We start from the raw sequence: 26,062 nt of genomic DNA, 5'->3' as shown, positions 1-26,062 counted from the left end.
TGTATGAATTCGTATGAATAAAATTTGAATAGGTATACCTTAATAAAAAATCCTGCTGACAAATCTTGTCAACAGGATACTATTGCTTACAGAATATAATGACTTAAATCTTGGTCTTCAACAATTGCATCGAGGCGTTGTGTGACATACTGTTCAGTAATTTCAACTTGCCCCATCTGCATCTCAGCTGCATCGAATAATAATTCCTCCAAGACCGTCTCTAAGATCGTATGTAGACGTCGAGCCCCAATATTATCGGTATCCCGATTGAGGCGCTCTGCATAGGCTGCTAGTTGGTCGATCGCACCTTCGGTAAATTGAATTTCAACACCGTCTGTTAAGAGCAGCGCTTGATATTGCTTCAATAAGGCATTTTTCGGTTCAGTTAAGATTCGCTTAAAGTCCGCTTGAGTGAGATCATCTAAGTGCACTCGAATTGGGAAGCGTCCTTGAAGTTCTGGAATTAAATCCGATGGTTTGGCTTGATGGAAAGCACCACTTCCAATAAATAGAATATGGTCGGTTTCGATAATGCCGTATTTCGTCTGAACTTGGCTTCCTTCAACAATTGGCAAGATGTCGCGTTGGACACCTTGACGGCTCACTTGACCTGAGCCTTTATCATCAATCGCAATCTTATCAATCTCATCGATAAAGATAATCCCCTTATCGGCCGCCAGTTCAAGCGCTTTTTGATTGATATCGTCTTGATTAATTAATTTATCCGCTTCTTCTTCGGTTAATAATTCTAACGCTTCTTTAACTGTGACCGTCCGTTCAATTTTCTTCTTCGGTTTTAGTGCATTAAGACTTTCCTGCATATCCATCATTTGTTCCATCGCGGGATTTAAGGAATTCAATTGCAATTTTTTCTCTTCTAATTGAATGGTCACTTCATAATCATTCAATTTACCTTGACGAATTTGTTCCGCAATTTGACGGCGAGTTGATGCAATTTCTTCCGTGACTTCTTCGGCTTCTTCTTCCTCATTGAGCATCGCCGGATTGAATTGTCCGAGTAAATCACCTAAATTACCAAATGGATTCGAAGCCGACGACGATTTCTTTTCGACTTTAATCCCCGGTTTTAAGGCTTTCGCAATTCGCTCGATTGCTTTTGCTTCTGCTTCATCTTTGACTTCTGCTTGTTTTTGACGCTTAATCAGTCGAATCGCACTCTCAACGAGGTCCCGTACCATTGATTCCACATCGCGTCCGACATACCCTACTTCGGTATATTTCGTCGCTTCCACTTTAATAAATGGCGCTTGCGCAATGTCGGCTAAGCGGCGAGCGATTTCAGTCTTACCAACCCCGGTAGGCCCAATCATTAAAAGATTCTTCGGCTTCACTTCTTGTTGCATCTCGCCAGTTAATTTCAAACGACGGATTCGGTTACGTAAGGCCACTGCTACCGCACGTTTTGCTTCAGCTTGCCCGATAATATATTGATCCAATTCGTTGACAATTTGTTTTGGTGTCAATTCTGTCATTGCAATCCCTACCCTTCAAATGACTCAACAATAATTTGGTCGTTCGTATAGACATCAATTTGACTGGCAATGGTCAAGGCTTCTTTCGCAATTTCAGCCGCCGTCAATGGCGCATCTTGACGCACTAATGCACGCGCTGCAGCTAAGGCATAGTTGCCACCCGAACCAATCGTCAGCACCCCATCGTCTGGTTCAATCACTTCTCCAGTTCCACTCACCAGCAATAATTGTTCTTCATTCATCACAATTAAGAGTGCTTCAAGTTTTTGAAGTGTTCGGTCGGTACGCCACTGCTTCGCTACTTCTACCGCAGCTCGAGTCAATTGTCCGTTATGCGTGCGTAACTTCTCTTCGAACATTTCAGATAGCGTAATCGCATCCGCAACTGAACCGGCAAATCCGACAATCACTTGATTATCGTAGATGCGGCGTAATTTTCGGGCACTGCCTTTCATAATCACTGATTCACCAAATGTAATTTGACCGTCACCAGCCATCGCTAATTGATTATTTTTCTTTACAGCACAAATTGTTGTCATTTTTATTCCTCCTTTGATTGTCGGTTCGCCCTTGGAAAAACATTCAGATATTGTTGACGTAACTTATCTTTCGTTACGTGGGTATAAATTTGAGTCGAACTTAAGTCTTCATGTCCCAGAAGTTCTTGCACACTGCGAAGATCTGCCCCATTATTTAATAAGTGAGTGGCGAGTGAGTGGCGTAACTTATGTGGATGAATTGACAAGTTGAGCCCTGACTCTTCTACTATCGTATCTAATAATTTGCGGATTGTCGTCGGACTTAAGACCTTACCTGTTACCGAAACAAATACATTCGGCAGTTGTTGAATATTCGTCTCTTGCCGCATCCCATGAATATAGGTCTGCAGTGCTTCGCTCGCAATATCTCCAAGAGGAACGATGCGTTCTTTGTCCCCTTTTCCAATTACGCGAATAATGCCCCAGTCAAATTCAACTTGGTCTAACGTCAAATTACTCAGCTCACTAACCCGCATCCCCGTTGCATAGAGCGTCTCTAGCACGGCGCGTTGCAAGGGTTGTTGTGGAGAGGTAGAGTGAGCAACCGCATCAAGCAGTTGATTTAGCTCATCTTCATAGAAGAAATCGGGTAGGACATTTTCCTTTACGGAGTATTGCACTAAATTCATCGGATTCGATTCGATCCATCCCATCCGAGTTAAATACTTATAAAAGGCGCGGAGCGAGGATAGTTTCCGGGCAATCGTGCGTCTTGATAGATTGCGTTCACTTAAATGCCCAATAAAATAGCGAATATCTTGATAAGTAATCGCATCGTAATGAGTTTCGCCGGTGCTTTCAATAAAATCAGCAAATTCTTTTAAATCATTGTCATAAGCTCTTGCTGTTTCCGGTGAATAGCGTCGCTCGTTGATCAAATATTGTATAAATAAATCGATGGTCTGATGCATACGCGTTCATCTCCTCTCCGATAAAATCTCTAACCAATCCTAACCATTGTACTAGATATGCTGAATTCATTGCAAGTTTTCCAACCTTTCTTGTCGGAGTACAATCTATCCTAATAATATGCACTAGACGTCCCAAACATAAAAAAGCCAAGCTAAAAACATAAGTAGTTCAGTTTTGGAGTACAAAATGACAAAATGTACTTCAAAATGGACTACTTTTTTCATTTTAACTTACATACCAAATTACATACAAAATGATTTATAAAATGCAATTGAAAATGATAATTGAATGAAAATTTGTGATTTTGTGGTATTATGATAATATAACTTATAGAAAAAATTGCTTATTCAACTAACGGGCAGGATAATGAGAAAAGGTTTTTTGATAGAAATAAGAAATTAGATGGTAAATTAGTTAAAAAGGCTGTGTTATAAATGAAAGTTTCTTTGATTGCTGCGATGGATAAGAATAGAGTGATTGGCAAAGAGAATGACATTCCTTGGAGGATTCCCAAGGACTGGGAATATGTTAAAAATACTACAAAGGGACATCCGATAATATTAGGTAGGAAGAACCTTGAATCAATCGGAAGAGCCTTACCTGACAGAAGAAATATTATTCTGACGAGAGATAAGGGGTTTACCTTTAATGGTTGTGAAATTGTTCATTCAATAGAAGATGTTTTTGAGTTATGTAAAAACGAAGAAGAAATTTTTATTTTCGGAGGAGAACAGATTTATAATTTGTTTTTCCCTTATGTTGAGAAAATGTACATCACAAAAATACATCATGAATTCGAAGGAGATACTTTTTTTCCAGAAGTGAATTATGAGGAATGGAATGAGGTATTTGCCCAAAAAGGGATAAAGAATGATAAAAATCCGTATAACTACTATTTTCATGTATATGAAAGAAAAAACTTATTGAGTTAACGGGTGCGTTAATTGAAGAAGAACAGTAAAGATAAAGCACAAGAGCTTGGGATTACTCCAAGCTCTTTTTGTCATTTGAAATAAATTATATCTTTCCAATCAAATTGTTTATCTGTAATCCCTAATCTTTGAGCAGGTGTCAAAACCTTTTTATCCGCTGATTTAAAAGGGCGACAAAAGTTGTAGTAAGTTCTTAGAATTGTAATCGCAAATTGAGCATACTTCGGATTGAAGTTAGCGTAAATATAGCTCTTCTTATCACCACGAGCTGTTGTTAATGGTCTTTCAAGAGATGATATATAACGTCTTATCTGTTGAATAAAGCTATTGGTCGAATGGTCATTAACATTTAATAGCATCTTTGCGATTTCGTTTGGTTCCAGAGCAGATAAATCCGTTCTACAATCAACTGAATAAAATCCTTTATCCTTAGTGGCTAATGGATGTTTGATAGGGTTATCGGCATATTTGCGATATCTTTCTCCATCTTTACTAATAGCCTCTTCGTGGAATTGATGACTTGTTAGTAATTCAGTTAGATAATGAGATGCCAAAGTCCGTAGAAACTTTGTTTTGAATCCTCTGATATCTCCCCAATCGAGCAGTTCTGCTTTTGCTTGTCCGAATTCTTTTAAGCATTGTTTTCTGCTTTTCGTCTTGTTAACTTGGCAAATAAAATGATGTGCATCGCTCAACCTTAATTCTTTCGTGAATACTCTATAAAAGGCGTTTCTAATAGAGAAGTCATCATCACTAATCATTCGCCATTCGTCGGCATTAACCATTTGTTTAATTAACCAATAGTGAGCAGTTGTAGTATAAGGAGCATCAACATTTAAACCATCGACAAATCTACTCCTATTAGTAATTTTCCCTAATTCGTGAAGATAAGCATTCCTATTTTCGCTATCGTTAGCGGATGGTTCTTGTGGATAATAAGACCAATCTAACCTATCATTTTTACGACTAAAAGTATTGAGATGGTCTTCTTTGAATTTTCTTGTATCTTCATTTAATTCATCCATTGAAATATTCCAATCATAGGCAACATCAGAACGGAACACATATCTTGATAAGACCTCAGCAGATACAACTATATATGTTTGCATATTAAGGTCTTCAAACCCCGTATATTTCTTTGAACCTTGTCCTTTCTTACGGACGTTATTTAGGTAGTAGTGCATCTTGTCCGTATTAAGCCACATCTCGTTAAATTTCTTTGTTTGAAGGGGTTGTGTCTCATATCGTTCTAAAAACTCCAAACAACGCCTATACAGCCACTCCAGCTTATGATAGTAGGTTCCAACTCCAATTCCTAAAATATCACAAGTACGACTGACTGAAACCCTTCCAACAACCATCTTAGCGAACATTGGAAGAATGGTGTTCTTTTGTTGGTGATAAGTAGTGGTTTCTTCTCTTTTTGGTAGAACATTAGTGAACTTCTTACACGCCTTACATTGATAGCGTTGAGATTTGCCCCTACTTTTCCCCCTTTTGTAAAATTGCTTCGGCTCATTGAATGGGGTTGATTCTTCTTCCGAGCAGCCTTCTTTATGAAATTGATAATCTGGCTCAACATCTTGGATGCTATTGATTTCTATAAGGCGTTTAATTTCTTCAACAACAGACCAATTAGATAAAGGGGTTACTGTACAGTTTTGCGATACACCTCTGCCAATAGGATTGTCATTGCAGTACATACCTTTATGACCTTTATCTTTGGAACTACCAGTCATTTTATATCGACTTGGTTTCCCTTTTACATCTTTGAATTTGTGCTGTTCTTTCCCAAAATTACAACAAAACGGATTGATGCAGTAATTATATTGAATGGGATATTCAGAACCGTTCCATTTAAAAGACGTTGGCAAGAACAACATTTTGTTATACCTTGTTGCAAATCGTTTTGGAGTTAATAAATCATATTGTTTAGCCCTATCTTTTAATTCTTCGTTTGAAATCGGAATTTTAACATCTACAATTTCATCTTCCTTCGTGGCTAATCTTTTAAGCTTGGTCATTGTCTATCAACCCACTCTATCTTTGATACCCATTTTTTCAACAATCCGCTTATTACTTCGCTTGTTGGCAATCCATTCAATAAACTTCTTATCGTCTAAAATGTTCAATAAGAATTCATCCACTGCTTCGCTTTCAGTACGCTCTGCATATTCAGCGTATTGCTTAACTATCACCCTTACTTGCTCTGATATTTCCCAATCCACAGACTTAGCGTTCTTATTTTTTGGCTCAAGAAATTGCATAGGAAAATGCACCCCTTTTTGCTTAGTAAATTGTAACCATTTTAACACACCAATTTGCATTCCTACAATAATTATTTCACGTTCGCATTTTTATATACATTTTAACTTACATTTTGTGGTGTAAATTAACAACAAACGTTGATTTAACAATAAAAAACGAGTATCAAATTCAGTTGCAATTTGATACTCATTTAGGTTTACATTTTCACTTTTTGTACTCCAAAACTGAACTACTTACTAAAAACAGCTTGGCTTGAAACATCGTTCATTTATATTTCAGTCGTTATTTGACAACTTGTTCTTGATAGTCACAATGACTGCAGACCACTTGGGTTTGTCCTCGTTTACTCTTCTCCACTAAGTAGTGATGACATTTCGGACAGTCACGACCAACCAACTTATCCCATGAGACAAAGTCGCAGTCCGGATAACGTTCGCAACCGTAGAAAATACGATTTTTCTTCGATTTACGCTCGACGACTTCGCCTTTTTTACATTTAGGACAGGTCACCCCAATTTTCTTAACAATCGGTTTGGTATTGCGACAATCTGGGAAGTTACTACAAGCGTAAAATTTCCCGTAACGTCCGATTTTAATTACCATCGGATGACCGCATTTTTCACAGTCAAATCCTGCTGGTTCATCTTTAATTTCAATCTCAGCCATATTTTCTTCAGCTTTTTCCAACTTCACTTTGAACGGTTGGTAAAATTCATCTAAAACTTCCACCCATTGATGGCGTCCTTCTTCAATTTGGTCAAGCTCTTCTTCAAGTGAAGCGGTAAAGTCCGTATTGACAATCTCTGGGAAGAATTCTTCCAAGACGGAAGTCACAATCTCCCCCAGCTCAGTCGGTTCAAAGCGTTTCGCAGTCATCTTAACGTAGTAACGTTTACGCAACGTCTCAAGCGTTGGCGCATAAGTTGACGGGCGCCCAATGCCAAGTTCCTCCAATGTCTTAACCAACGCAGCTTCGGTATAACGAGCCGGCGGTTGGGTAAAATGTTGGGTCGGCGATAGCTTGGTTATTTTGACCTTGTCCCCTTTTTGTAAGACAGGCAAGTAATTATCCTTATCCGTTGAAGAAGGATAAACTTCTAAGAAACCTTTGAACTTAATACGTGAACCGGTCGAACGGAATCGAACGTCATTTTGTTCAATATCGAGTCGAATGGTATCAAAAATGGCTGGGGCCATTTGACTCGCGACAAATCGCGCCCAAATTAGCGAGTACAACTTTAATTGATCTTTACTCAAATACGATTCGATCGATTTTGGCGTTAACGTCACATCACTTGGACGGATTGCTTCGTGCGCATCTTGCGTGTTCTTATTTTTAGAAGCTACTCTCCCGCCTGATTTGCCGAGATAAGCTTTCCCATATTCTGCTTCGATATAATCGCTGGCAGATTTTTGCGCTAAAGGTGAAATCCGAGTAGAATCGGTACGCATGTAGGTAATTAAACCAACATGGCTGCGTTTGATTTTAACCCCTTCATAGAGTTGTTGCGCAATTTGCATCGTCTTCCCAGCACGATAATTCAAGCGGTTTGATGCTTCTTGTTGCAACGTACTGGTTGTGAATGGTAGCGGCGCTTTACGTTGGCGCTCGTTTTCGACAACATCTTGCACTACAAAGTCATCTTTAGTATTGATGCGATCCATCATTTGAGTCACATCATCTTGACTTGACAAATCAACTTTCTTTCCTTGATACCCGTAAAATTGCGATTCAAACTTATCTTTATCTTTTTGAACTTTTGCTGCAATCTTCCAATATTCTTCAGGTTTAAAGTCACGAATTTCTTTCTCTCGATCAATTATAATCTTTAGAGCGGTCGATTGGACGCGTCCTGCACTCAATCCTCCTTTAATTTTCTTCCATAAAATTGGTGAAATCGAGTAACCGACTACTCGGTCTAAAATACGACGTGCTTGTTGGGCATCGACTAAATCTTGATTAATCGTTCGCGGATGTTTGAAAGCTTCTTTCACCGCATCCTTGGTAACTTCGTTAAAGACAACCCGATTATTAGCGCCTTCTTCTAAACCTAAAAGCTTACTCAAATGCCAAGCAATCGCCTCTCCTTCGCGGTCCGGGTCGGCTGCCAAATAGACATGATCGGCTTTTTTCGCAAGCGACTTCAATTCTTTGACCGTATCACCGCGTCCACGAATCGTAATATAATGCGGCTCAAAGTTATTCTCCAAATCCACGCCCATCTTGCTCTTAGGTAAGTCGCGCAAATGGCCTTTACTAGCTACGACCGTATAATTTTTCCCTAAATAGCGATCAATGGTCTTAGCTTTTGTCGGAGATTCGACAATGACTAAATTTTTTACCACAGTCTGATCATTCCTTTATTATTCAATCTATTAATGTGTTACTTGTTCATGCAATAAAATCGTTACACATCTTAATGTATCCCTCACACTTTGTCAAATATTATTATGTTGATGGGTGGAGTAAAGTAACGCTAACTCTTCCATTAATTGTGTCATCGAAATAATCGGGAGCGCACCGGCAGCAATTAATTCATTGCAACCGGCAGACTGCGAATCAGTAACACGACCTGGTAAGACCATGACTTCCCGATTATATTGTAAAGCATAATTAGCGGTGATCAGACTGCCACTTCGTTGCGCAGCTTCAATCACCAAGGTAGCTGGCGATAATCCCGCAACGAGCCGATTACGTAGAATAAAATGATGCTTCTTTGGCGGTTGCCAAGGCAAATATTCGCTGATTAAACAACCGTGTTGTTCGATTTTTTGATAGAGTGCATTGTGTTGCTTCGGGTATATCGTATGAAAGCCACACGGCAAAATTGCCACCGTTTGAGCTTGATAGTTCAAGCTTGCTCGGTGCACTGCGGCATCCACCCCAAGCGCCAGACCTGAAACCGTCGTATAACCTCTGACCGCTAATTGTTGGACAATTAGATCGACCATCTGTTGACCGTAGGGGGTGATTTTTCGTGTACCCACGATTGAAATCGGCTTATTCCCTAGTCGGAATCCATCCCCTAAATAATACACAATAACCGGAGGACGGTAAATATGATACCAGTTCGTTGGATAGGCTGGCTCATGGAGCATCACACTGCGTGGCAATAAATAGTGAACCCATTTTTGGTAATTGGACCATTGATGCGAAGTGACGATCGCATAATTTTTGCTCCCTTTTGATTGAGGGACTATATGTTCTCGCATGATTCGATAGCTTTCGGCAAAAGTTATTCTATTATCGAAGCCCACTTGTGATTGGTAGTCCATTACAAAGTTCACTAATTCTTGATAATTGAATTCCAACAATTGATAATAAATAATTTGTTCTTTTAATGATAATTCCATTCGATCACCTCGATAATAAATACCCTCGGGCGATCATTTTACTGTTTTATAATTAGTTATAAACGTGTCTTAATTAATAAAAAGTTAACTTAATTAGTGAAACTCTGTTACTTTTCAGTATAACGCTTTTGAATCGACGGAACAGGAGCGAAGCTTTGGCGGTGATATGGTGTCACTCCGTAATGGTGCAACGCTTCGATATGAGCGGCGGTCCCATACCCCATATTTTGTTCAAATTGGAACTCTGGGTAGCGTTCTGCCAATTGAATCATCCAATCGTCTCGATGGACTTTAGCAATAATACTGGCGGCTGCAATGGATAGCGAACGCTGATCTCCTTTGATGATTGCTTGTTGAGATATTGCCAAATTAGGCACAGTGACTGCATCAATTAACGCATAATCTGGCTTTGGAGTCAGTTCTGCTAGAGCTTGTTGCATTGCAAGTTTGGTGGCATTTAAGATATTGAGTTGATCGATTTGTTTATTCGATACTTCGACAATTTGATAAGCTAATGCTTCGGACTGAATAAATTGAGCATACTGTTCGCGTTGCGCAAACGACAAGGTCTTAGAATCATTTATCTCAATCCATTCTTTGGCACTCAAATCCGTCGGCAGAATCACCGCGGCAGCCACGACAGGCCCCGCAATTGGACCCCGCCCCACCTCATCAACGCCTGCAATCAATGAATATCCAGCTTGGTGAAGTTGTCGTTCATAAGTGAGTCGCGCTTCAAAGGCTTCCAACTTGGCTTGATGCTTTTCGAGTCGTCGCTTGTGGCGTTGGATTAATTGTTGAACCCCTTTACGCGAATCGGCTTGCCAATCTTGCCACTCCGCCTCAGTAAATGTTTCAGCTTCCATGCGGGCTTTAATTTCCACTATACTTAATTTATTTTCCATCGACTTCTCCCGTCGCTTGATCTCCATCGGGTTCATCTAACGTATATTGACCTAAAATTCCCTTACGATAATCATGAATCATACGCTCACTAAATGCATCGAAGTCATCGCCAAAATTCATTCGCTCCGTCATCAACAATAATACTTCCGGATACGTCATTTGTTCAATCTCGGCTGCGTTAATTCGATAGCGTTCAAATAACCGCTCTGGTTGGCGTTCTAATAGATACTCTAATAACCATAAGGCTAAGTCATCCATATGCAGCAAATCGTCTTTAATCGCGCCTGTAATGGCCAATTTCATGCCAATGGTTTGATCTTCGAATTTTGGCCACAAAATCCCTGGTGTATCCAGCAATTCAAAGTCGCGGTCTATCTTCAACCAGCGTTGTGCTTTCGTCACACCCGGTTTATTCCCCGTAATCGCTTGATTTTTGCCGACAAATCGATTAATCAAAGTAGATTTACCCACATTCGGAATTCCTAAAATCATCAAACGAATATTTTTAGATAAAATGCCTTTGGCAGCTTGTTCTTCGAATACTGGTGCCATCTCTTTTCGAATCAATTCTTTTAACTGACGAATGCCTTTTTGGTGTTGCGCATCAATCGCGATCGCCGCATGCCCTTGGGATTGGAAAGTTTGAACCCACTCTCGCGTGGCAACTGGATCTGCTAAATCCGCTTTATTCATTGCAATGACTCGTCGTTTTGATCCAATAATCTCATCAATCACTGGATTGCGGCTCGACTGTGGAATCCGCGCATCAATCAGTTCTACAACAATATCAACCATCGATAATTTTTCAATGGCCAGTCGCTTGGCCTTAGCCATATGGCCGGGATACCATTGAATTGTCATCGTCATAACCTCCTTATTTTGATTAAAAATTCCTGGCAAAGTGCCAGGAATCCATTGTACTATGCTGCTTGATCTTGCTCTGTTAACTCGAGTAATCGCTCAATGGCAGCATCTAATTGTTCATCGTGCGTTTGAATATATTCACGCGCTAATTGGTTAATTTTCTCAGCCGTCTCACCCGTTACTTCACCAGTTGGGTCAAGTTGATGGTCTGTTTGAAATGCTTTAACGGCTTCAACAACTGACTCATCATATAGATCTCCCAGTTCAACATCATAATCGAGTTGATTAAGGACAGCCCGTAGTGACGCTACAAATTCATTACGCATACCAAAGTTTAAAATTTCGTCTGCTTGCATCACAAGAGATTGATAAATTGGGTGGACTTCAATTTCTTCATCAACCGCAACCCCTTCACCGTGAATCCAATGCTTATTGGGTGTTAACCAACGTGCGGAAGTTAATTTCAACTCACCCAATTCTGATGCGTTGGTGATGGTTTGGACCGTTCCTTTACCAAAGGTCTGATTACCAAGGACCAGTGCATCAGTATTTTCTTGAATGGCTGCCGCAAAAATTTCACTGGCACTCGCACTTCCTTTATTTACTAAGACGACATACGGTTCGGTTACTTGGCTTTCACCATATTCTTTATCGCTCGCTGGATAATCATAGACCGGGCCGGTTCCTTCTTCAATATGCATAATCATTTGACCATCTTCTAAGAAGAGATTGCAGATTCGTAATGCTTGATCCAACAAGCCTCCCGGATTATTTCGCAAATCAAAGACAAAGGATGTGACATTTTGTTGGCGCAAATCGTCAATTACTTCGAGCAATTCATCATAAGTTGTGCCGTTAAATTGGGTAATTTTTACCACGCCTGCTGACGGATCTGCTTCGGCAACTTCACCCGTCACGGTAATAATTGGAATCCGCGCACGAGTTATCTCCAAGTCAATCACAGATGAACCGCGTTGGACTTTCAACTTGATTGTTGTGCCCTCTTCTCCGCGAATAATTCGTACGACCTCATTGGTATCCATCCCAGAAAGTTCAGTGCCATCCGCTTCCAAAATTACATCGTTCGGTTGAATCCCCACTTCAGCCGCCGGTGTCCCTTCAATCGGTGTCACGACCTTGACTTGGCCATTTTCCATCATAAATTGCACACCAATTCCGGTAAATTCTCCCTCTACCGTCTCGTTCAGACTGTCGGATTCATCCGTATTTAAATACTCAGAATACGGATCCTCTAAAGCTTGAACCATCCCTTTTAGGGCACCTTCAAGCAACTGCTTCTTATCAACTTCCTCAATATAATCAGTCTGAATGGTGTTGTAGACTTCAATCAACTTTTGTAAATCTTTTTCTGTTAAGGGTTCTTCAATCTCTTGACCGGTAAACCAATTGAATCCTTCTGCCGTTTGTAGCGGCAGACAGAGGGTGATTAAGGTTACTACACTCACCATTAGCCAAATTAGGGGTCTTTTCAGACGTTTGTCTGTCATGATCTCACTTCTTCCTATAATTGATCATTCATCTTTACAGCTGTTTTTAAAGCAATTTCCATCATTTCAGTAAATGAATTTTGACGTTCTTCAGCGGTTGTCTCTTCACCCGTAATCAAATGATCGCTAATGGTACACATCGCTAAAGCACGTTTATTATGTTTTGCGGCGACAGCATATAGACCCGCTGCTTCCATCTCTACCGCTAGGACACCGTAACGAGCCAGTTTTGCTTTATCCATCTCTTCATTATAGAAACGATCGCTCGATAAAATATTCCCAACATGAATTTTTTCAGGACGCATTACTTCCGTTGCAATATGATACGCTGCATCAAGCGCATCAAAGCTAGCAATCGCTGAATAATGCACTTGTCCTTCGAAAATATGATGTAAAATACCTGAATCCGTCGTAGCGCCTTGACCGAAGACTAAGTCACGTACTTTTACTTCAGATTTCATTGCACCTGCGGAACCAATACGCATAATTAATTCCACGCCGTATTCAGTATATAATTCTTCCGCATAGATCATGGCTGAAGGGATCCCCATCCCAGACCCTTGAACAGAAATACGAACGCCTTGATACGTCCCCGTATAGCCAAACATATTTCGAATGGTATTATATTGAGTGACATCTTCTAAGTAATTATCAGCAATATATTTTGCGCGCAATGGGTCGCCAGGAAATAGAACGACTTTTGCGATATCTCCAACTTTTGCTCCAATATGAACGGTCATCATTACTCCTCTTTCTATATATGATTTTGATAATTTAACCAAGCTTGGTCAAATATAGCAACTAATCGTGTATACGCTAAACTTCCTTCGATATAATCGGAAATTTCATGGAAATCTTGACTTTGTTTCGGGAAATCAATATCTTCGTGCATTTGATTCGCCAATCGGCTGATTGGATCATTCGCCTCGGGATCGACAAATTTCATCATAAATTGGTAAAAGGTCAACGATTACCCACTCCTTTAATCTAGTTTCTTATTCAATTAATCATAAGGGTTGAATAGATTGTTTGCAATCTTTTATTTACGACGCCACCACTCAAACGTATGCGGGTATGGATTTTCCGCGTCCGCTTCAACGTGTTGCTGTTTCACCAATTCAAATTGTGTCGCGTCAATTTGTGGCATCGAAACATCATGTTTAAATGACGCATGGATGACCGTCCGAGTAATTTCGTCGACTTCATCGAAGAAAGATAAAAAGACACCGGCTCCCCCAACAATCATTAAATCCGTCTCTTCAGCTAAGGCTAACGCTTCTTCTTTAGAGGTAACCACTGTCAAGTCTTCAATATCCTGACAGTAATTAGGATTGGTCGTTAAAACAACCGTCTTACGACCTGGTAATAAGCGACGATTCATTGATTCAAAGGTTTTACGGCCCATTAAGAGCGTATGGCCCATCGTCGTTTCTTTGAAGAATTTCAAGTCATTTGGCAAATGCCACGGCAATTCGTTTTGATAGCCGATGCCGCCATTTTCATCTTGTGCATAGACAAAGCGAATCATCTTCTCACTCCTTAACGTTTTAATTCACTTAAGTAATCGTAGCGCTCGTAGCCGTGAAGCAGTGCCGCTTCCGTCTCTTCTAATTCGGCTTGCAGGTCCATCAGTAAGCCTGCATCACTTCCGTTGGCTACCATTTCTTGTTTAATTGTATCAATTTTCTCTTCAAGAAGTAAGATATGTTCCTCCAATTGATCCCATTCTTTCTTCTCTTGATAGGTCATGCGCTTCGGTTGCGCTGACGCTTCGGTTGGCTTAGAACTTGTCGTAGTTTTTGATTCGTTCGTTGCGGTCTCCGATGGGCTTGGTGCGTCGGCTTTCAAGCTTGGGTATTTCGCTTGAAACTCAGAATAATTCCCATAATCGAATTGATAAGTCCCATCGCCTTGAATTTGAAGAATTTGGTTGACGGTCTTATCGAGGAAGTAACGGTCGTGCGAAACGATCATCACCACTCCATTGAATTCAAGTAAATAATCTTCGAGTACTTGCAGCGTCTGAATATCCAAGTCGTTGGTCGGCTCATCCAGTAATAACACATTTGGCTCTTGGATGAGGAGTGTCAACAGGTATAAACGACGACGCTCGCCTCCTGATAATTGACTAATCAGCATCCCATGAGTCGACCGTTCAAAGTTAAACCGTTCTAACATTTGCGAAGCGGAAATACTGTGCCCGGTCCCCACCTTAAATTCATCGGCAACTTGGGTTAAATAATTTAAGACGCGCATGTCACCTGGTAAGTCTTCATCTAACTGACGGTAATACGCTAAGCGCACTGTCTGTCCGACTAAAAGCTGTCCTCCAGCGAGCGGCTGGAATCCGGCAAAAGCGTTTAGCAAGGTTGTCTTGCCAACGCCATTAGGCCCAATAATTCCGAGTCGATCTCCTTTTACAAACGTCTTAGTAAAGGCCTGGATCACTGAATGGTCTCCGATTTGAACCGACAAGTCAGACGCCTCAATAATTTGATTGCCAATCCGTGCTTGATCAAAATTCATTTCCAATGCTTCTTGATCACTGACACGCGATTCTACTTGGTCTTTCAAGTTTTCAAAGCGTTGAATCCGCGCTTGTTGTTTGGTTGTCCGAGCTTTCGCCCCTTTACGCATCCAAGCTAACTCTTGTTGGAAAAGGCGATCTTGCTTCTCTTCCATCCGTGCTAGGCGGTCCAACTCTTCTTGTTTTTTTGTAAGATACGTTGAATAATTCCCGATATATTCGTAAAATTTCCCTTGGCGCAACTCGACAATTTTATTGGTCACACGCTCTAAGAAGTATCGGTCATGGGTGACCACTAACAGCGCGCCAGAATACGATGCCAAATAATCTTCCAACCAACGAATCGACTCAATATCCAGATGGTTGGTCGGCTCGTCTAAGATTAACAAATCACTTTGGCTAATAAGTACTTGCGCCAGCCCCACGCGCTTACGCTCTCCTCCAGAACACGCTGAGATTTTCCGTTGCAAATCCTTAAGCCCCATCTTATGCAAGATCGTTTTCGCTTGCACTTCCAAGTCCCAGCCATTTTGCACATTCATCTGCTCGCTCACTTGGTTGAACTGATCTAAAAGCCGTTCGTCTTCGGGATGGTTCTGAAGTGCCGTCACAACCTCTTCGTAGCGCAAGACTAACTTGACTAACGGTGACGGACTCGCAAAGATTGCTTGCAACAACGTGTCATCTTCATTTAAGTCAGGCTGCTGGTTCAGCAGGCGAATCGTATAATCGTTGGGCTTAATAATCTCCCCGCTATCATACGGATCCTCCCCACTCAAAATCTTCAAAAAAGAACTCTTTCCAGCACCGTTCGCTCCAATCAGACCCACCCGGTCTCCCGTTCGAATCGAAAAATCCACTTGATCCAACAAATTTTTGATGCCGTAAGTCTTCGATAAATTCTCTACTCGCAGCTCTTTCATCGTGCTACCTCATTCCCCTCACACAGATTGGTATCCTCATATTCATGCTCTCTCATCATACCACACCCAGCCCCGCATTGGTATTTTGGTGCGGTGGGAGGAGGAAAGTTTTGTTGGGATAGATTAATTTTCTGGGCGGATTGGTTTGGTGGGGTGGGTGCCAGACTAATTACCAAGCTACTTTGGTTTGGCGGCCCCTAAGCCAGACCAATAAGTCACTTGCTTTGGTTTGGCGAACACCGAACCAGACTAATAAACCGCTTGTTTTGGTTTAGTGGATCAGGAGCCAGACCAATAAACTACTCTGATTGGTTTGGTGAACACCGAGCCAGACTAATCACCCACTCCAATTGGTTTGGTGGAGCCCAAGCCAGACCAATCTTCCATTTACTTTGGTTTGGTGGTGCGAGTGCCAGACCAATAACTCTCCTACTTTGGTTTTGGTGGACACACAGCCAGACCAACCTACACTCATATTTAACCATCTTAGTTATCAGAAAACAAAACATAGCAAAAAAGCTAAGCAACATCGTTGCTTAGCTTATAAGTGTATCCTGAATAACTCATTAGATACCTAATCTATTACTCTTCTTCTTTGCGACCTTTTGTAGCAACAAGTCCTAATCCTGATAAGATTGAGAGGGCTGCAGCACCAAAGATATGAGCTGCCATCTCTTCACCTGTTTCAGGTAGCGCACCTGCTTTATTTACTTGAGTTGCTGATTCAGTGCTTAGAGTATCTGGTTTTTCTGTTGAGTTATTTGAACCTGGTTGATCAGTACCCGGTTTAGTTGGATTTTCTGGATCTTGTTCACCTGGTTGTTCTGGATCTTTCGAATCTTCTTCACCTGGTGTTTCTGGATCTTTCGGATCTTTCTCGCCTGGTGTTTCTGGATCTTTCGGATTTTCTTCACCTGGTTTTTCTGGATCTTTCGAATCTTCTTCACCTGGTGTTTCTGGATCTTTTGAATCCTCTTCACCTGGTTTACTTGGATCTTTTGGATCTTCTTCTCCTGGTTTTTCTGGATCTTTCGAATCTTCTTCTCCTGGTGTTTCTGGATCTTTCGGATCTTCTTCTCCTGGTGTTTCTGGATCTTTCGGATCTTCTTCACCTGGTGTTTCTGGATCTTTTGGATCTTCTTTACCTGGTTTTTCCGGATCTTTTGGATCTTCCTCACCTGGTTTGCTTGGATCTTTCGGATCTTCCTCACCTGGTTTGCTTGGATCTTTCGGATCTTCTTCACCTGGTTTGTCTGGATTTTCAGGCTTATCTGGATTTTCAGGCTTGTCTGGAATATCTGGTTTTGGTAACGGAGGAATTTCACAGACGTCTTTAGTTCCGATTTCTATAATCTTATCTTGTTTTTCTGTGATTGTTTTAGTATCCCTAGATACTTCCTTGCTGTTTTCTATCTTAACAGTAGTTTCAGTTTTTCCTACTATTCCTTCTTGGATAACGTTAGTCTTACCAGCTTCAAGGTTAGGATTTTCTTGAATGATAATATCATATGCTTTTTCACTTTCGTAAGTGAACTCGCCATCCGTCTTAGAACCATATTCTACGACCTTATTCTTAGGTTCAACTCTTTCTTCTTTGACTTCAAGCTTGCCAGTTTCCTTATTGAAGGTTGTTGTGTATTTCACAGATCCCTTAGAACCTTCTTCGATGACTCTTGTTTCGCCTTCTTTAAGCTCTGGGTTGTGTCTGTATTCAGTATCGTGACCAAGTTCTGTTTCTTTCACAACTGGCTTGATACCAATCCTTACTACCCTATCTTCTTTATCTTCAATTTTTTCAGTTGATTCAGTAGTTTCAAGCTTACCATCAACAAGTTTTGTAGTGATAGTTACTTTTTCCTTGCCTGGTTTACCTTCTTTTTCTATTTCTTGAAATCCAGCTTCTAGAGTTTCATCATAGATTACCTTTGTTTCAAAAGGAATTTCTCTTTCAACTTCTTTAGTAGTTTCACCTTCAGGTTTTTTTCTACCAATTTTAATAATCTTATTAACAGGTTCTGTAGTTGTCTTGAACTCGCCTTCTTTGATTTCAACAACCTTACCATCTTTTATAACGATAGTATTAGTTCTTTCTTGTTCACCTGGCTTACCTTCTTGAACAACTTTTTCTTCGCCTGGCTCTAAGGAATCATCATATTCTATAATTGTTTCGAAAGGAAGTTCTTTCTTTTCTTTGAAATCGTGAGTACCATCAGGAGTTCCCTTGCCTACTTGGATAAGAGCATCTTCTGCTTCTACTCTTTCTACGTGAGGTTCGCCAACAACTTTAGAATCTTTGATAGTCCATGTTGTAGTTATTGTTCCAACCTTGCCTGGTTTTACAATCTTGTATTCACCTGGTTTAAGTTCGTCTGATTCTTCTACTTTATATCCAAATGGAATTTCTTCTGTGTGTTTTACTTGGCCGTCAGTAGAGCCTTCACCAACAAGAATTACAGCATTCTTAGGCTCTCTAGTAGTCTTAAATTCAGATTCTTCTGTTACTTTTGAGTTGACAATTGCAAGAGTTCTTTCTTTAAGTCCAGATTCACCTGTTTGAGGAACACCCTCAACTATAGCATATCTCCACTCTCCTTTTGGAATTGAAGAATCTGTTCTAACTTCTGTTTCAAACGGAATTACATGAGTTTCCTTGTATTGACCATCAGTCTTAGATCCAACTTCTATAACTCTAGTTACAGGTTCTTTAGTTGTTTCGTATTCACCAACAACTAATTCACCTTTTTCACCATTAGTGTACTTTTGAGTTACTTTTCTTTCTTTAGAACCAACTTCACCTGGTGTAATTTCTTTGATTTCATTTGGTGCAAGGTTTGGATTGATAGTAACCTTGGTATCAAATGGAATCACTTCCTTATCAATATATTCAAACTCACCTGTGTAGTCTGCACTACCAACTTCGATGATTTCTGGCTTAGGTTCTTTTGTTCTAACTGGGCCAGTCGTATTGGTTACCTTAGAGTTTTCAATCGTTAGAGTATATTTTTCTTCACCAACTTCACCTTTTTGGATGACATTACGTTCACCCTTCTTAAGATTAGGATTTACTCTAATTTCCACTTCATAAGGAATCTTATTTGTGTATTCATGAGTTCCATCAGTCTTAGCTGCTCCAACTTTTACGATTCTCTTAACTGGAGCTTTGATTTGTACAGGATCGCTTTCTTTTGACTCTGTAACTTGACCATTTACGATTGTATGAGTAACCGTGATTGTTTCTTCACCTAATGATCCTTCTTGTTCAACTACAGTTGTACCTGGTTCTAGTGAATTATCTACAACGTATTCTGTTTCATACTCAATAGGTCTTGTCTTCTTGGTTTCATGAGTACCCGTGAAGTCTTGGCTACCCACTTCGATAATTTCGTTAACTGGTGCTTTAGTTTCTCTTGGTTCTGAAGTGTTGGTTACTTTTGAGTTTTCAATCGTAATGGTATATTCTTCTTCACCTTCAACACCTTTTTGAACTACCTTGTATTCACCTTTTGGAAGCTCTGGGTTTACTCTTACTTCTACTTCAAATGGCTTTTTGCTTGTATAAGTGTGAGTTCCATCTGTTTTTCCAGGACCAATTTCTACAATCCTCTTAATTGGAGCTATAGATTGTTTTGTTTCGCCTTCTTTTGATTCGGTTACTTCACCATTCACGATGGTATGAGTAACTTGTGTTTCTTTTTGACCAAGTTGTCCTTCTTGTTTTACATTTACTTCGCCTGGCTTTAATTCAGTGTTAACAACATATTCTGTTTCAAATTGAACAGCTTCTGTCTTTGTTGTTGTGAAAGTACCTGTGTAGTCTTTGCTACCAACTTTGATTACTGCATCAACTGGCTTAGTTTCTACTACAGATGGCTCGCCAACAACTTTAGAATTTTTAATCGTCCAAGTGGTAATTCTTTGGCCGACTTTACCTGGAGTTTCTTCTACATATTTTCCTGCTTCAACGCTAGGATCATATTCTACAGTGTATTTAAATGGTATTTCTTCCTTGTGGACTACTTCTCCGTCAGTGTTTCTACCAACTTTTATAACTCTATTTACAGGAGCTATATTTTGTTCAAATGTTCCTTCTTTGGTTTCTGTAACTTTACCATCTTCAATAGTTAGAGTGTTTGTCCTTGTTTTCTCTCCAAGTGAACCTTCAGTTACTACTTTTGTTTCACCTGGTGCAAGACTGTCATCAAATTCGATAATGGTTTCAAATGGTACTGGAACTTTTTCTACTACGTCGTGAGTACCGCTATTTGTCCCCTTACCTACGTAGATTAGAGCATCTTCTGGCTCTACTATTTCTACCTTAGGTTCACCATCTACTTGAGAGTTTTTGATGGTCCATGTTGTTATTTTTGTTCCAACTTTACCAGGTTTTTCAATCTTATATTCACCTTTTTTGAGAGTGTCTACTTCTTTAACTTCGTATTTAAATGGTATTTCTTCTACGTGTTTTACTTCCCCTTCAGTATTTCTACCTACTTTAATAATTTTCTTTGTAGGAGCCTTGGTTTCAGTAAATTCACCTGATTGAGTTTTAGTTACCTCACCGTTTACTATTGTTAGAGTAGTAGTTCTGGTTTTTTCTCCAGGTATACCTTCTTGAGTTACTTTTTGTTCTCCTGGTTTTAGTCTGTCGTCAAATTGGATTTCAACTTCAAATGGTACTTCTACTTTTTCTTCAATTGTGTGTGTACCATTAGATTTGGCACCTATTCTGATTTTTCTGTTTACTGGTAGTCTAGTTTGTGTGGTTTCTCCACGTACTTCTTCTCCAGCTTCCCCATTCTTGATTTCTCTTGTAACCTTGGTTTCTTGTTCACCAAGAACTCCGGCTTGGTCTTCCACAATTTGGTTTGGTTCTAAGCTAGGATCAATTGTTACTTCAGTTTCAAATGGTACTGGGTCTTTGTCTACATATTCAACCTTGCCAGTGAAGTCTTCGTCACCTACTAGGATAACAGCATTCTTAGGTTCTTTAATTGTCTTATATTCTGACTCATTAGTTACCTGAGAATTTTCTATAGTAACAATTCTTTCTTTCAGACCATTTTCACCAGTTTGAGGAACACCATCAACTTCAGCGTATTTCCACTCACCTTTTTTAAGCGTTGGATCTTTTTTGACTTCCGTTTTAAATGGAATGATTTCTGTTTCCTTGTATTGGCCTTTAGTATTGGAACCAACTCTTATCTTTCTTTTAACAGGTTCCTTAGTAACTGTTGCTTCTCCACGTTTTTCTTCTCCAGCCACTCCATTTTTGATTTCTCTGGTTACTGGCGTTTGTTTTTCCCCAAGTTCACCCTTTTGATCTTCTACGATTACATTTGGTGCAAGGCTTGGATCGACAATTACTTCAGTTTCAAATGGAATTGGGTCCTTGTCGACGTATTCAAGGGTGCCTTCAAAGTCTTTGCTACCGACTTCAATGATAGCAGCAACTGGTTCTGTTCTCTCAACCTTTGTATCTACTACTTTAGAGTTTTCTATTGTCCAAGTAGTTTTAATTTCACCTTCTTGACCTGTTTGTTCTACACCGTCAACTTTTTTATATCTCCATTCGCCTTTTGCTAGTTCTTTGTTTTCTTCAACTTTTACTTCAAATGGGATTTTTTCTACGTGTTCTATTATATTATTTGTCCCAGAGGCTAAGAATTGAGCGTTTGCTACTTCAGTCCCAACATCTTGCCCATTTTCTACGTAGTGAGCTGTGACTGGCACGGAGATGATAGTCCCGTCTAGCTTATCTCCATCTTTTATATTAGGGATATTTGCTGTTACCACACCTGTTTTTTCATCAATTGACACTGTCCAAGTATTACCCTTGTTATCTGTGTACTCTGTTTTATCTATTGAATAACTTACTGGCGTTCTAGTATCGATACCGCCATCTTGTTTTACGATAGGAGTAGAAGTTAAAGTATCGCCAGCCTTACCATTTTTGGCATCATATCTTGGTGGTAGATTATCTTTTTGTTTTATAATGAATGCTGCCCTTGCCTGCTCAGTGAATGTTATTTCTGGATTTCCTTCTTCTTCATAATGGGCTGTGACAGGGACAACTAGCTTTTCACCACCGATAAAATCTTTTGCAACCTTCGGCGTTGCAGTAACCATTCCTGTTTCAGGATCGATTGAAGCAGTCCATTCGTTTCCGTGGTCATCAGTATATGGGCTTTTCTCTATTGAATATTTAACTGGTTTCCTCTTATCTTGGTCGTTTGCTTCAATAGAAAGATGAGGCAGAGATGTTGCTGATTCTGTCGGATATAAGACTTGTGAATAGTACTGTGGTATATTGTTGCCAGATTCTTTTACGACAAATACCATCTTATGAGTGTCTACAGAACCATTTGTATAGGTGTATTTGACAGAAAATGACACAAAGTCCCCAGCTTTTGCACTTTTAGGTGCAGTAATGATAATTTCAGTTAAGGCTCCATCAGTACCTTTTACCTGCCATTGATCCTCTGGATCTTTACCTGCGTTTATTTTTTCTATAAGGCTAAGGTCAAGAGCAGCATGAGCATGGCCTTTATTTACTGCTTCTGTAATATCTTTTATTGAATCATCATTGTTGTTGTTTACCTTATAAGGGACACCTGGTTTAACATATGATGCAGATTCAGATTCTGTGAGATCTCCATCTTGGTCAACATAGTCTTGGTCATGGTGTTTGGTATCGTCAAGGTTTAGAGTGAATTCTCCTACTTTATTGTAGTGGTCGTAACGAGCTATACCTTGCTTGTTGATAACTACATCTTGGCCTTTGTGGCTGATTGTAGCTGTGCCTGCACCAGTTTCTGTGTAGATTCCTTCATTTGACTCAGCAATAGTTTTAAATTCTTCAGCTGTTCTTGGGCGGGCAAAGAATTTTACCTTAAGGCTTTGAAGGCCCTTATAGTTTTTATCCTTGTAGAAGATAGAGTCTTCGTTGACAGTCCCATCGGCATTTACGGCACCTTGTGGCATTTCAATGACAACTTTGTCTTGGTCATTGATGTAGGCTCTAGCACCTGGGACAACTTGGCCTGTTTCTGGATGGTAGACTTGGCCGACTAGTCTTTCTCTAGCGTTGGCATCAAGGTTTGATACAGTTACGCCGGTTGTGAAAGTCTGACCGTTGACATATACTTTTTCATCATGGCTACCACTTAAAGTTATCAGTGAAAGCTGGTCATTTTCATTTGGCCATGGGTTGACTGAGAATCCGAAGGCAGAGGATTCTCCCTGGGTGGCTTTTAAACCATTCGGGTTGTCTTTTCTATAATGACTCTCCCAAGCCATGATGACTTTACTATTATCTTTGTCATTTAAGTACTTTAAATCTTCTTCGGTAGCATAAAGATTTATATTTCTCTGATCTCTAGATCCGTTTATATTTATTTCAGTCTTAGCCTTATAATTCGGCGCTTCAGAGTTATCAAGTATTTTATCGCCTACTTCATTGGCTGAAACGCTTCCGGTATCTAATACATGGCCAAGCTTACCTCCGTTAGTAAAGTAGAAATCAGTATAGGTTCGTTGCCCTTTTTCTTTATCAAACTCAATTTGAACACCCCATCGGGTTTTATCAGGAGAGGTTACACTTGGTTCTGCGGTATTATATTTGAAACCGTCTACATGTTTATCGAGACTGGGTGTGTCTCTAAAATCTTTTCTAGTTCCCCCACCTTGTTCTAATTGCGTGGAGCGATAGCGTTCTTCTTCGTTAAAATCTTTAATTTCCGCTTCATCGTTTGCGTAATTGAAAACATCTTCCGCCGTATCGTTTTCAAGCATCTCGGTCGCATCAGACATTGGCGTAATTTCATCATTTGATGCTTCCGCTTTCTCAAGTGAGTGCGCGTCAGAATTAGCAGATACTGCTGTTTCTTCTAACGTTAAGGAAGCATCCGCTTCTTCTGGGGGAAGTACGGTTTCGTTAACGACGTGCTCCGCTTCCTCCGCGCCTAAAACGGTTGGCGCTTGCCCGGCTAGAAACGCAGCAATCGCCACGCTCGCTAACCCTAAGGTTGACTTACGTAATGTATATCTGTATTGTTTGTCCATATATCCTACCTCTTACTTATATTTTTAATTACGTTATAAATGTAATTAATTATAACACATAATATCACCGCTACCAACTATTTAGCATATTCAATCCATGTTTTTTGTGTAATTTATATTTTTAATGATTCTGTTTTCATATGTGAATGAATCATTAACCTTTAATCTCTTTGACCGTGATTTTCGTGTTATGAGGTGTCGCAAACCGAAAAAATAGCAAGTTATCGTGTTATGAAGCTTCCACTAAACGAATTTTTACGGGCTGCTTTTTCAATTCTTTCCTAACCTATCGTACAGGTCTAGCATGATGGGCAGGTATGGGGTTGCAGTGGGTTTGTGATACTGCCCTCGATGGTGTTTAGGTAGTGTCTCGCTAAGGATTTTGTAGACCCACTTTCGATTGAAGATATCTTCAGATAAATCGAATAGGATGTCTGGTCTAAGTATCTCACCCGATGTCAGTGTGGAGCACTCGTGGATTAAGTATTTCAACACTTCTTTTTTGGGGGTCTGACTCTTACAATGCTCGCACCTTAAGTTATGTTTGCTGGCTTGTATTCTGTAACTACCACAGTGCAGACAGTAGATTCCACGTTTCAACTTGGTTGGGTCAAGTGGTAAGTCTGTGTGATAATCGTGCCAGTCGACGATTCTGTAATCGGCTAAGATTTGTGCTAGTTTGTTAGGATTGATAATCCATTTTGCGTTGGCGCGTTGCCCGATTTGTTGGAAGTGGTGGCGCAACTGGTGTCGCGTGAGGACGGAAATTTCCGATGAACCATCCGTTTCAAAGGTTCCATATGGATGGATGAGTACAAGGTGCGGGTGTACTGTGATTGGGATTTGTTCCTTTATTAAGATATTGTTGAACGAATCCGTCGCTCTCATCAGTTGGATCATTGGGTTGTGTTGCAGATGGTGCTCGTTATAATAGAGCCGGTTGTTTTGAATGGAACAGTGCGCGTCGTAATTCTTGATTTCATATAAATGAATCTCCGTCGGTGTGATTAGTAAGCCGTCGATTTGTGCGTAACCCGGCATTTCAAAGATAAAGTCTTGCATGTAGAGTGAGTTTGATGGCAGGAACTGCTGCACAATCTGCGCGAAGTCCTGTTCACCTCTGTATCCCTTCACTAAGTTGTCCAGCTTGCTGACCTCGTCACCACGAAACATGCGATAGAGTAAATAGTTTAACTCAGACATAATTTTCCCTCCTTCTCATAATAAATACACCAAATCTCCTAAAATCTTTGTACGATTTTGATTTTTTGATGATTTTGTGAAAAGGAATACGTTGATTGAGATTGTGACTGGGTTCGCAAACAGAGAGACCCAACCGACGCTTTCTGTTTATGAGATGCCATAAACTGAAAACCCACAAAAGATTCTGTTTATGAGTCGCCATAAACTGAAAACACGCAAAAGTTTCTGTTTATGAGTTCCCATAAACTGAAAAGCAACACAGGTTTCTGTTTATGAGTCACCACAAACTGAAAAGCAACACAGGTTTCTGTTTATGAGTCACCATAAACTGAAAAGCAACACAGGTTTCTGTTTATGAGCCGACACAAACAGAAAACGCGTCGAAATCCCGTCGAAGCTAAGCCGGAGCCCACCAAAACTGCATCGCCAAACCAACTTAAACCACGCTACACCCTACACAATCGAGTAGGAGACTAATCATTAGTTGATTAGTCGTCCTCTCACACCACCGTACGTACGGTTCTCGTATACGGCGGTTCAATAATGTAAGTACACTTGCTCTGCCAACTGGG

The 26,062-nt window shown here is 40.2% G+C and carries 17 protein-coding genes; 1 reads left to right on the top strand and 16 read right to left on the bottom strand.

The window, feature by feature from the left end:
- Positions 1–86: 86 nt before the first annotated feature.
- The 3 genes from hslU to xerC are packed head-to-tail and all read right to left on the bottom strand — an operon-like array spanning position 87 to position 2,943.
- Positions 87–1,493 (bottom strand): ATP-dependent protease ATPase subunit HslU, encoded by a 1,407-nt coding sequence (hslU, locus tag CYJ57_RS04155; RefSeq protein WP_101954191.1) that lies wholly within the window; start codon positions 1,491–1,493, stop codon positions 87–89.
- An 8-nt stretch (positions 1,494–1,501) separates the two neighbouring features.
- Positions 1,502–2,032 (bottom strand): HslVU peptidase proteolytic subunit, encoded by a 531-nt coding sequence (gene hslV, locus CYJ57_RS04150; RefSeq protein WP_101954190.1) that lies wholly within the window; start codon positions 2,030–2,032, stop codon positions 1,502–1,504.
- A gap of 2 nt (positions 2,033–2,034) precedes the next feature.
- Positions 2,035–2,943 (bottom strand): tyrosine recombinase XerC, encoded by a 909-nt coding sequence (gene xerC / locus CYJ57_RS04145; protein ID WP_101954189.1) that lies wholly within the window; start codon positions 2,941–2,943, stop codon positions 2,035–2,037.
- Between the two features lie 435 nt (positions 2,944–3,378).
- Between xerC and dfrG the strand changes: the two genes are divergently transcribed.
- A complete protein-coding gene (dfrG, locus tag CYJ57_RS04135) occupies positions 3,379–3,876 on the top strand; it encodes a trimethoprim-resistant dihydrofolate reductase DfrG (protein WP_000868795.1) in 498 nt (165 codons plus the stop codon).
- Between the two features lie 71 nt (positions 3,877–3,947).
- On the opposite strand, the gene CYJ57_RS04130 is transcribed toward dfrG, so the two are convergent.
- The 13 genes from CYJ57_RS04130 to CYJ57_RS04070 all read right to left on the bottom strand — a co-directional run bounded on the left by CYJ57_RS04130 (position 3,948) and on the right by CYJ57_RS04070 (position 25,490).
- On the bottom strand, positions 3,948–5,900 hold the full coding sequence (locus CYJ57_RS04130) for a hypothetical protein (RefSeq protein ID WP_000163792.1): 1,953 nt from the start codon (positions 5,898–5,900) through the stop codon (positions 3,948–3,950).
- 6 nt (positions 5,901–5,906) lie between these two features.
- Positions 5,907–6,203, bottom strand: a complete 297-nt coding sequence (locus CYJ57_RS04125; RefSeq protein WP_002311824.1) for a hypothetical protein — start codon at positions 6,201–6,203, stop codon at positions 5,907–5,909.
- Between the two features lie 223 nt (positions 6,204–6,426).
- Positions 6,427–8,490: a type I DNA topoisomerase gene (topA, locus tag CYJ57_RS04120; protein ID WP_101954188.1), complete on the bottom strand. Its 2,064-nt coding sequence runs from the start codon at positions 8,488–8,490 to the stop codon at positions 6,427–6,429.
- Positions 8,491–8,583: 93 nt separating this feature from the next.
- Positions 8,584–9,498, bottom strand: coding sequence for a DNA-processing protein DprA (gene dprA / locus CYJ57_RS04115; RefSeq protein ID WP_101954187.1), 915 nt, complete (start codon positions 9,496–9,498; stop codon positions 8,584–8,586).
- A 107-nt stretch (positions 9,499–9,605) separates the two neighbouring features.
- Complete coding sequence (locus CYJ57_RS04110) at positions 9,606–10,403, bottom strand: ribonuclease HII (protein ID WP_101954186.1); 798 nt, start codon at positions 10,401–10,403, stop codon at positions 9,606–9,608.
- Positions 10,393–11,265, bottom strand: a complete 873-nt coding sequence (gene ylqF, locus CYJ57_RS04105) for a ribosome biogenesis GTPase YlqF (protein ID WP_101954185.1) — start codon at positions 11,263–11,265, stop codon at positions 10,393–10,395. Before ylqF ends, CYJ57_RS04110 begins: the two co-directional genes overlap by 11 nt.
- A 59-nt stretch (positions 11,266–11,324) precedes the next feature.
- Positions 11,325–12,776: a S41 family peptidase gene (locus tag CYJ57_RS04100; RefSeq protein WP_101954184.1), complete on the bottom strand. Its 1,452-nt coding sequence runs from the start codon at positions 12,774–12,776 to the stop codon at positions 11,325–11,327.
- A 14-nt stretch (positions 12,777–12,790) separates the two neighbouring features.
- Complete coding sequence (deoD, locus tag CYJ57_RS04095; RefSeq protein WP_101954183.1) at positions 12,791–13,516, bottom strand: purine-nucleoside phosphorylase; 726 nt, start codon at positions 13,514–13,516, stop codon at positions 12,791–12,793.
- Positions 13,517–13,530: 14 nt separating this feature from the next.
- Positions 13,531–13,743 (bottom strand): YozE family protein, encoded by a 213-nt coding sequence (locus tag CYJ57_RS04090; RefSeq protein WP_006701207.1) that lies wholly within the window; start codon positions 13,741–13,743, stop codon positions 13,531–13,533.
- 72 nt (positions 13,744–13,815) lie between these two features.
- Positions 13,816–14,304: a dihydrofolate reductase gene (locus CYJ57_RS04085; RefSeq protein ID WP_101954182.1), complete on the bottom strand. Its 489-nt coding sequence runs from the start codon at positions 14,302–14,304 to the stop codon at positions 13,816–13,818.
- An 11-nt stretch (positions 14,305–14,315) separates the two neighbouring features.
- Positions 14,316–16,226, bottom strand: a complete 1,911-nt coding sequence (locus CYJ57_RS04080) for an ABC-F family ATP-binding cassette domain-containing protein (RefSeq protein ID WP_101954181.1) — start codon at positions 16,224–16,226, stop codon at positions 14,316–14,318.
- A 582-nt stretch (positions 16,227–16,808) separates the two neighbouring features.
- On the bottom strand, positions 16,809–24,287 hold the full coding sequence (locus tag CYJ57_RS04075; protein WP_101954180.1) for a G5 domain-containing protein: 7,479 nt from the start codon (positions 24,285–24,287) through the stop codon (positions 16,809–16,811).
- Positions 24,288–24,557: 270 nt separating this feature from the next.
- Positions 24,558–25,490 (bottom strand): nuclease-related domain-containing protein, encoded by a 933-nt coding sequence (locus tag CYJ57_RS04070; RefSeq protein WP_101954179.1) that lies wholly within the window; start codon positions 25,488–25,490, stop codon positions 24,558–24,560.
- Between the last annotated feature and the right edge of the window lie 572 nt (positions 25,491–26,062).

The sequence above is a fragment of the Falseniella ignava genome (assembly GCF_002847645.1).
In the GTDB taxonomy this organism is placed as follows: Bacteria; Bacillota; Bacilli; order Lactobacillales; family Aerococcaceae; genus Falseniella; species Falseniella ignava.
Note: the sequence above shows the minus strand (reverse complement) of the source record. Positions and strands in the feature narration are given on the sequence as shown.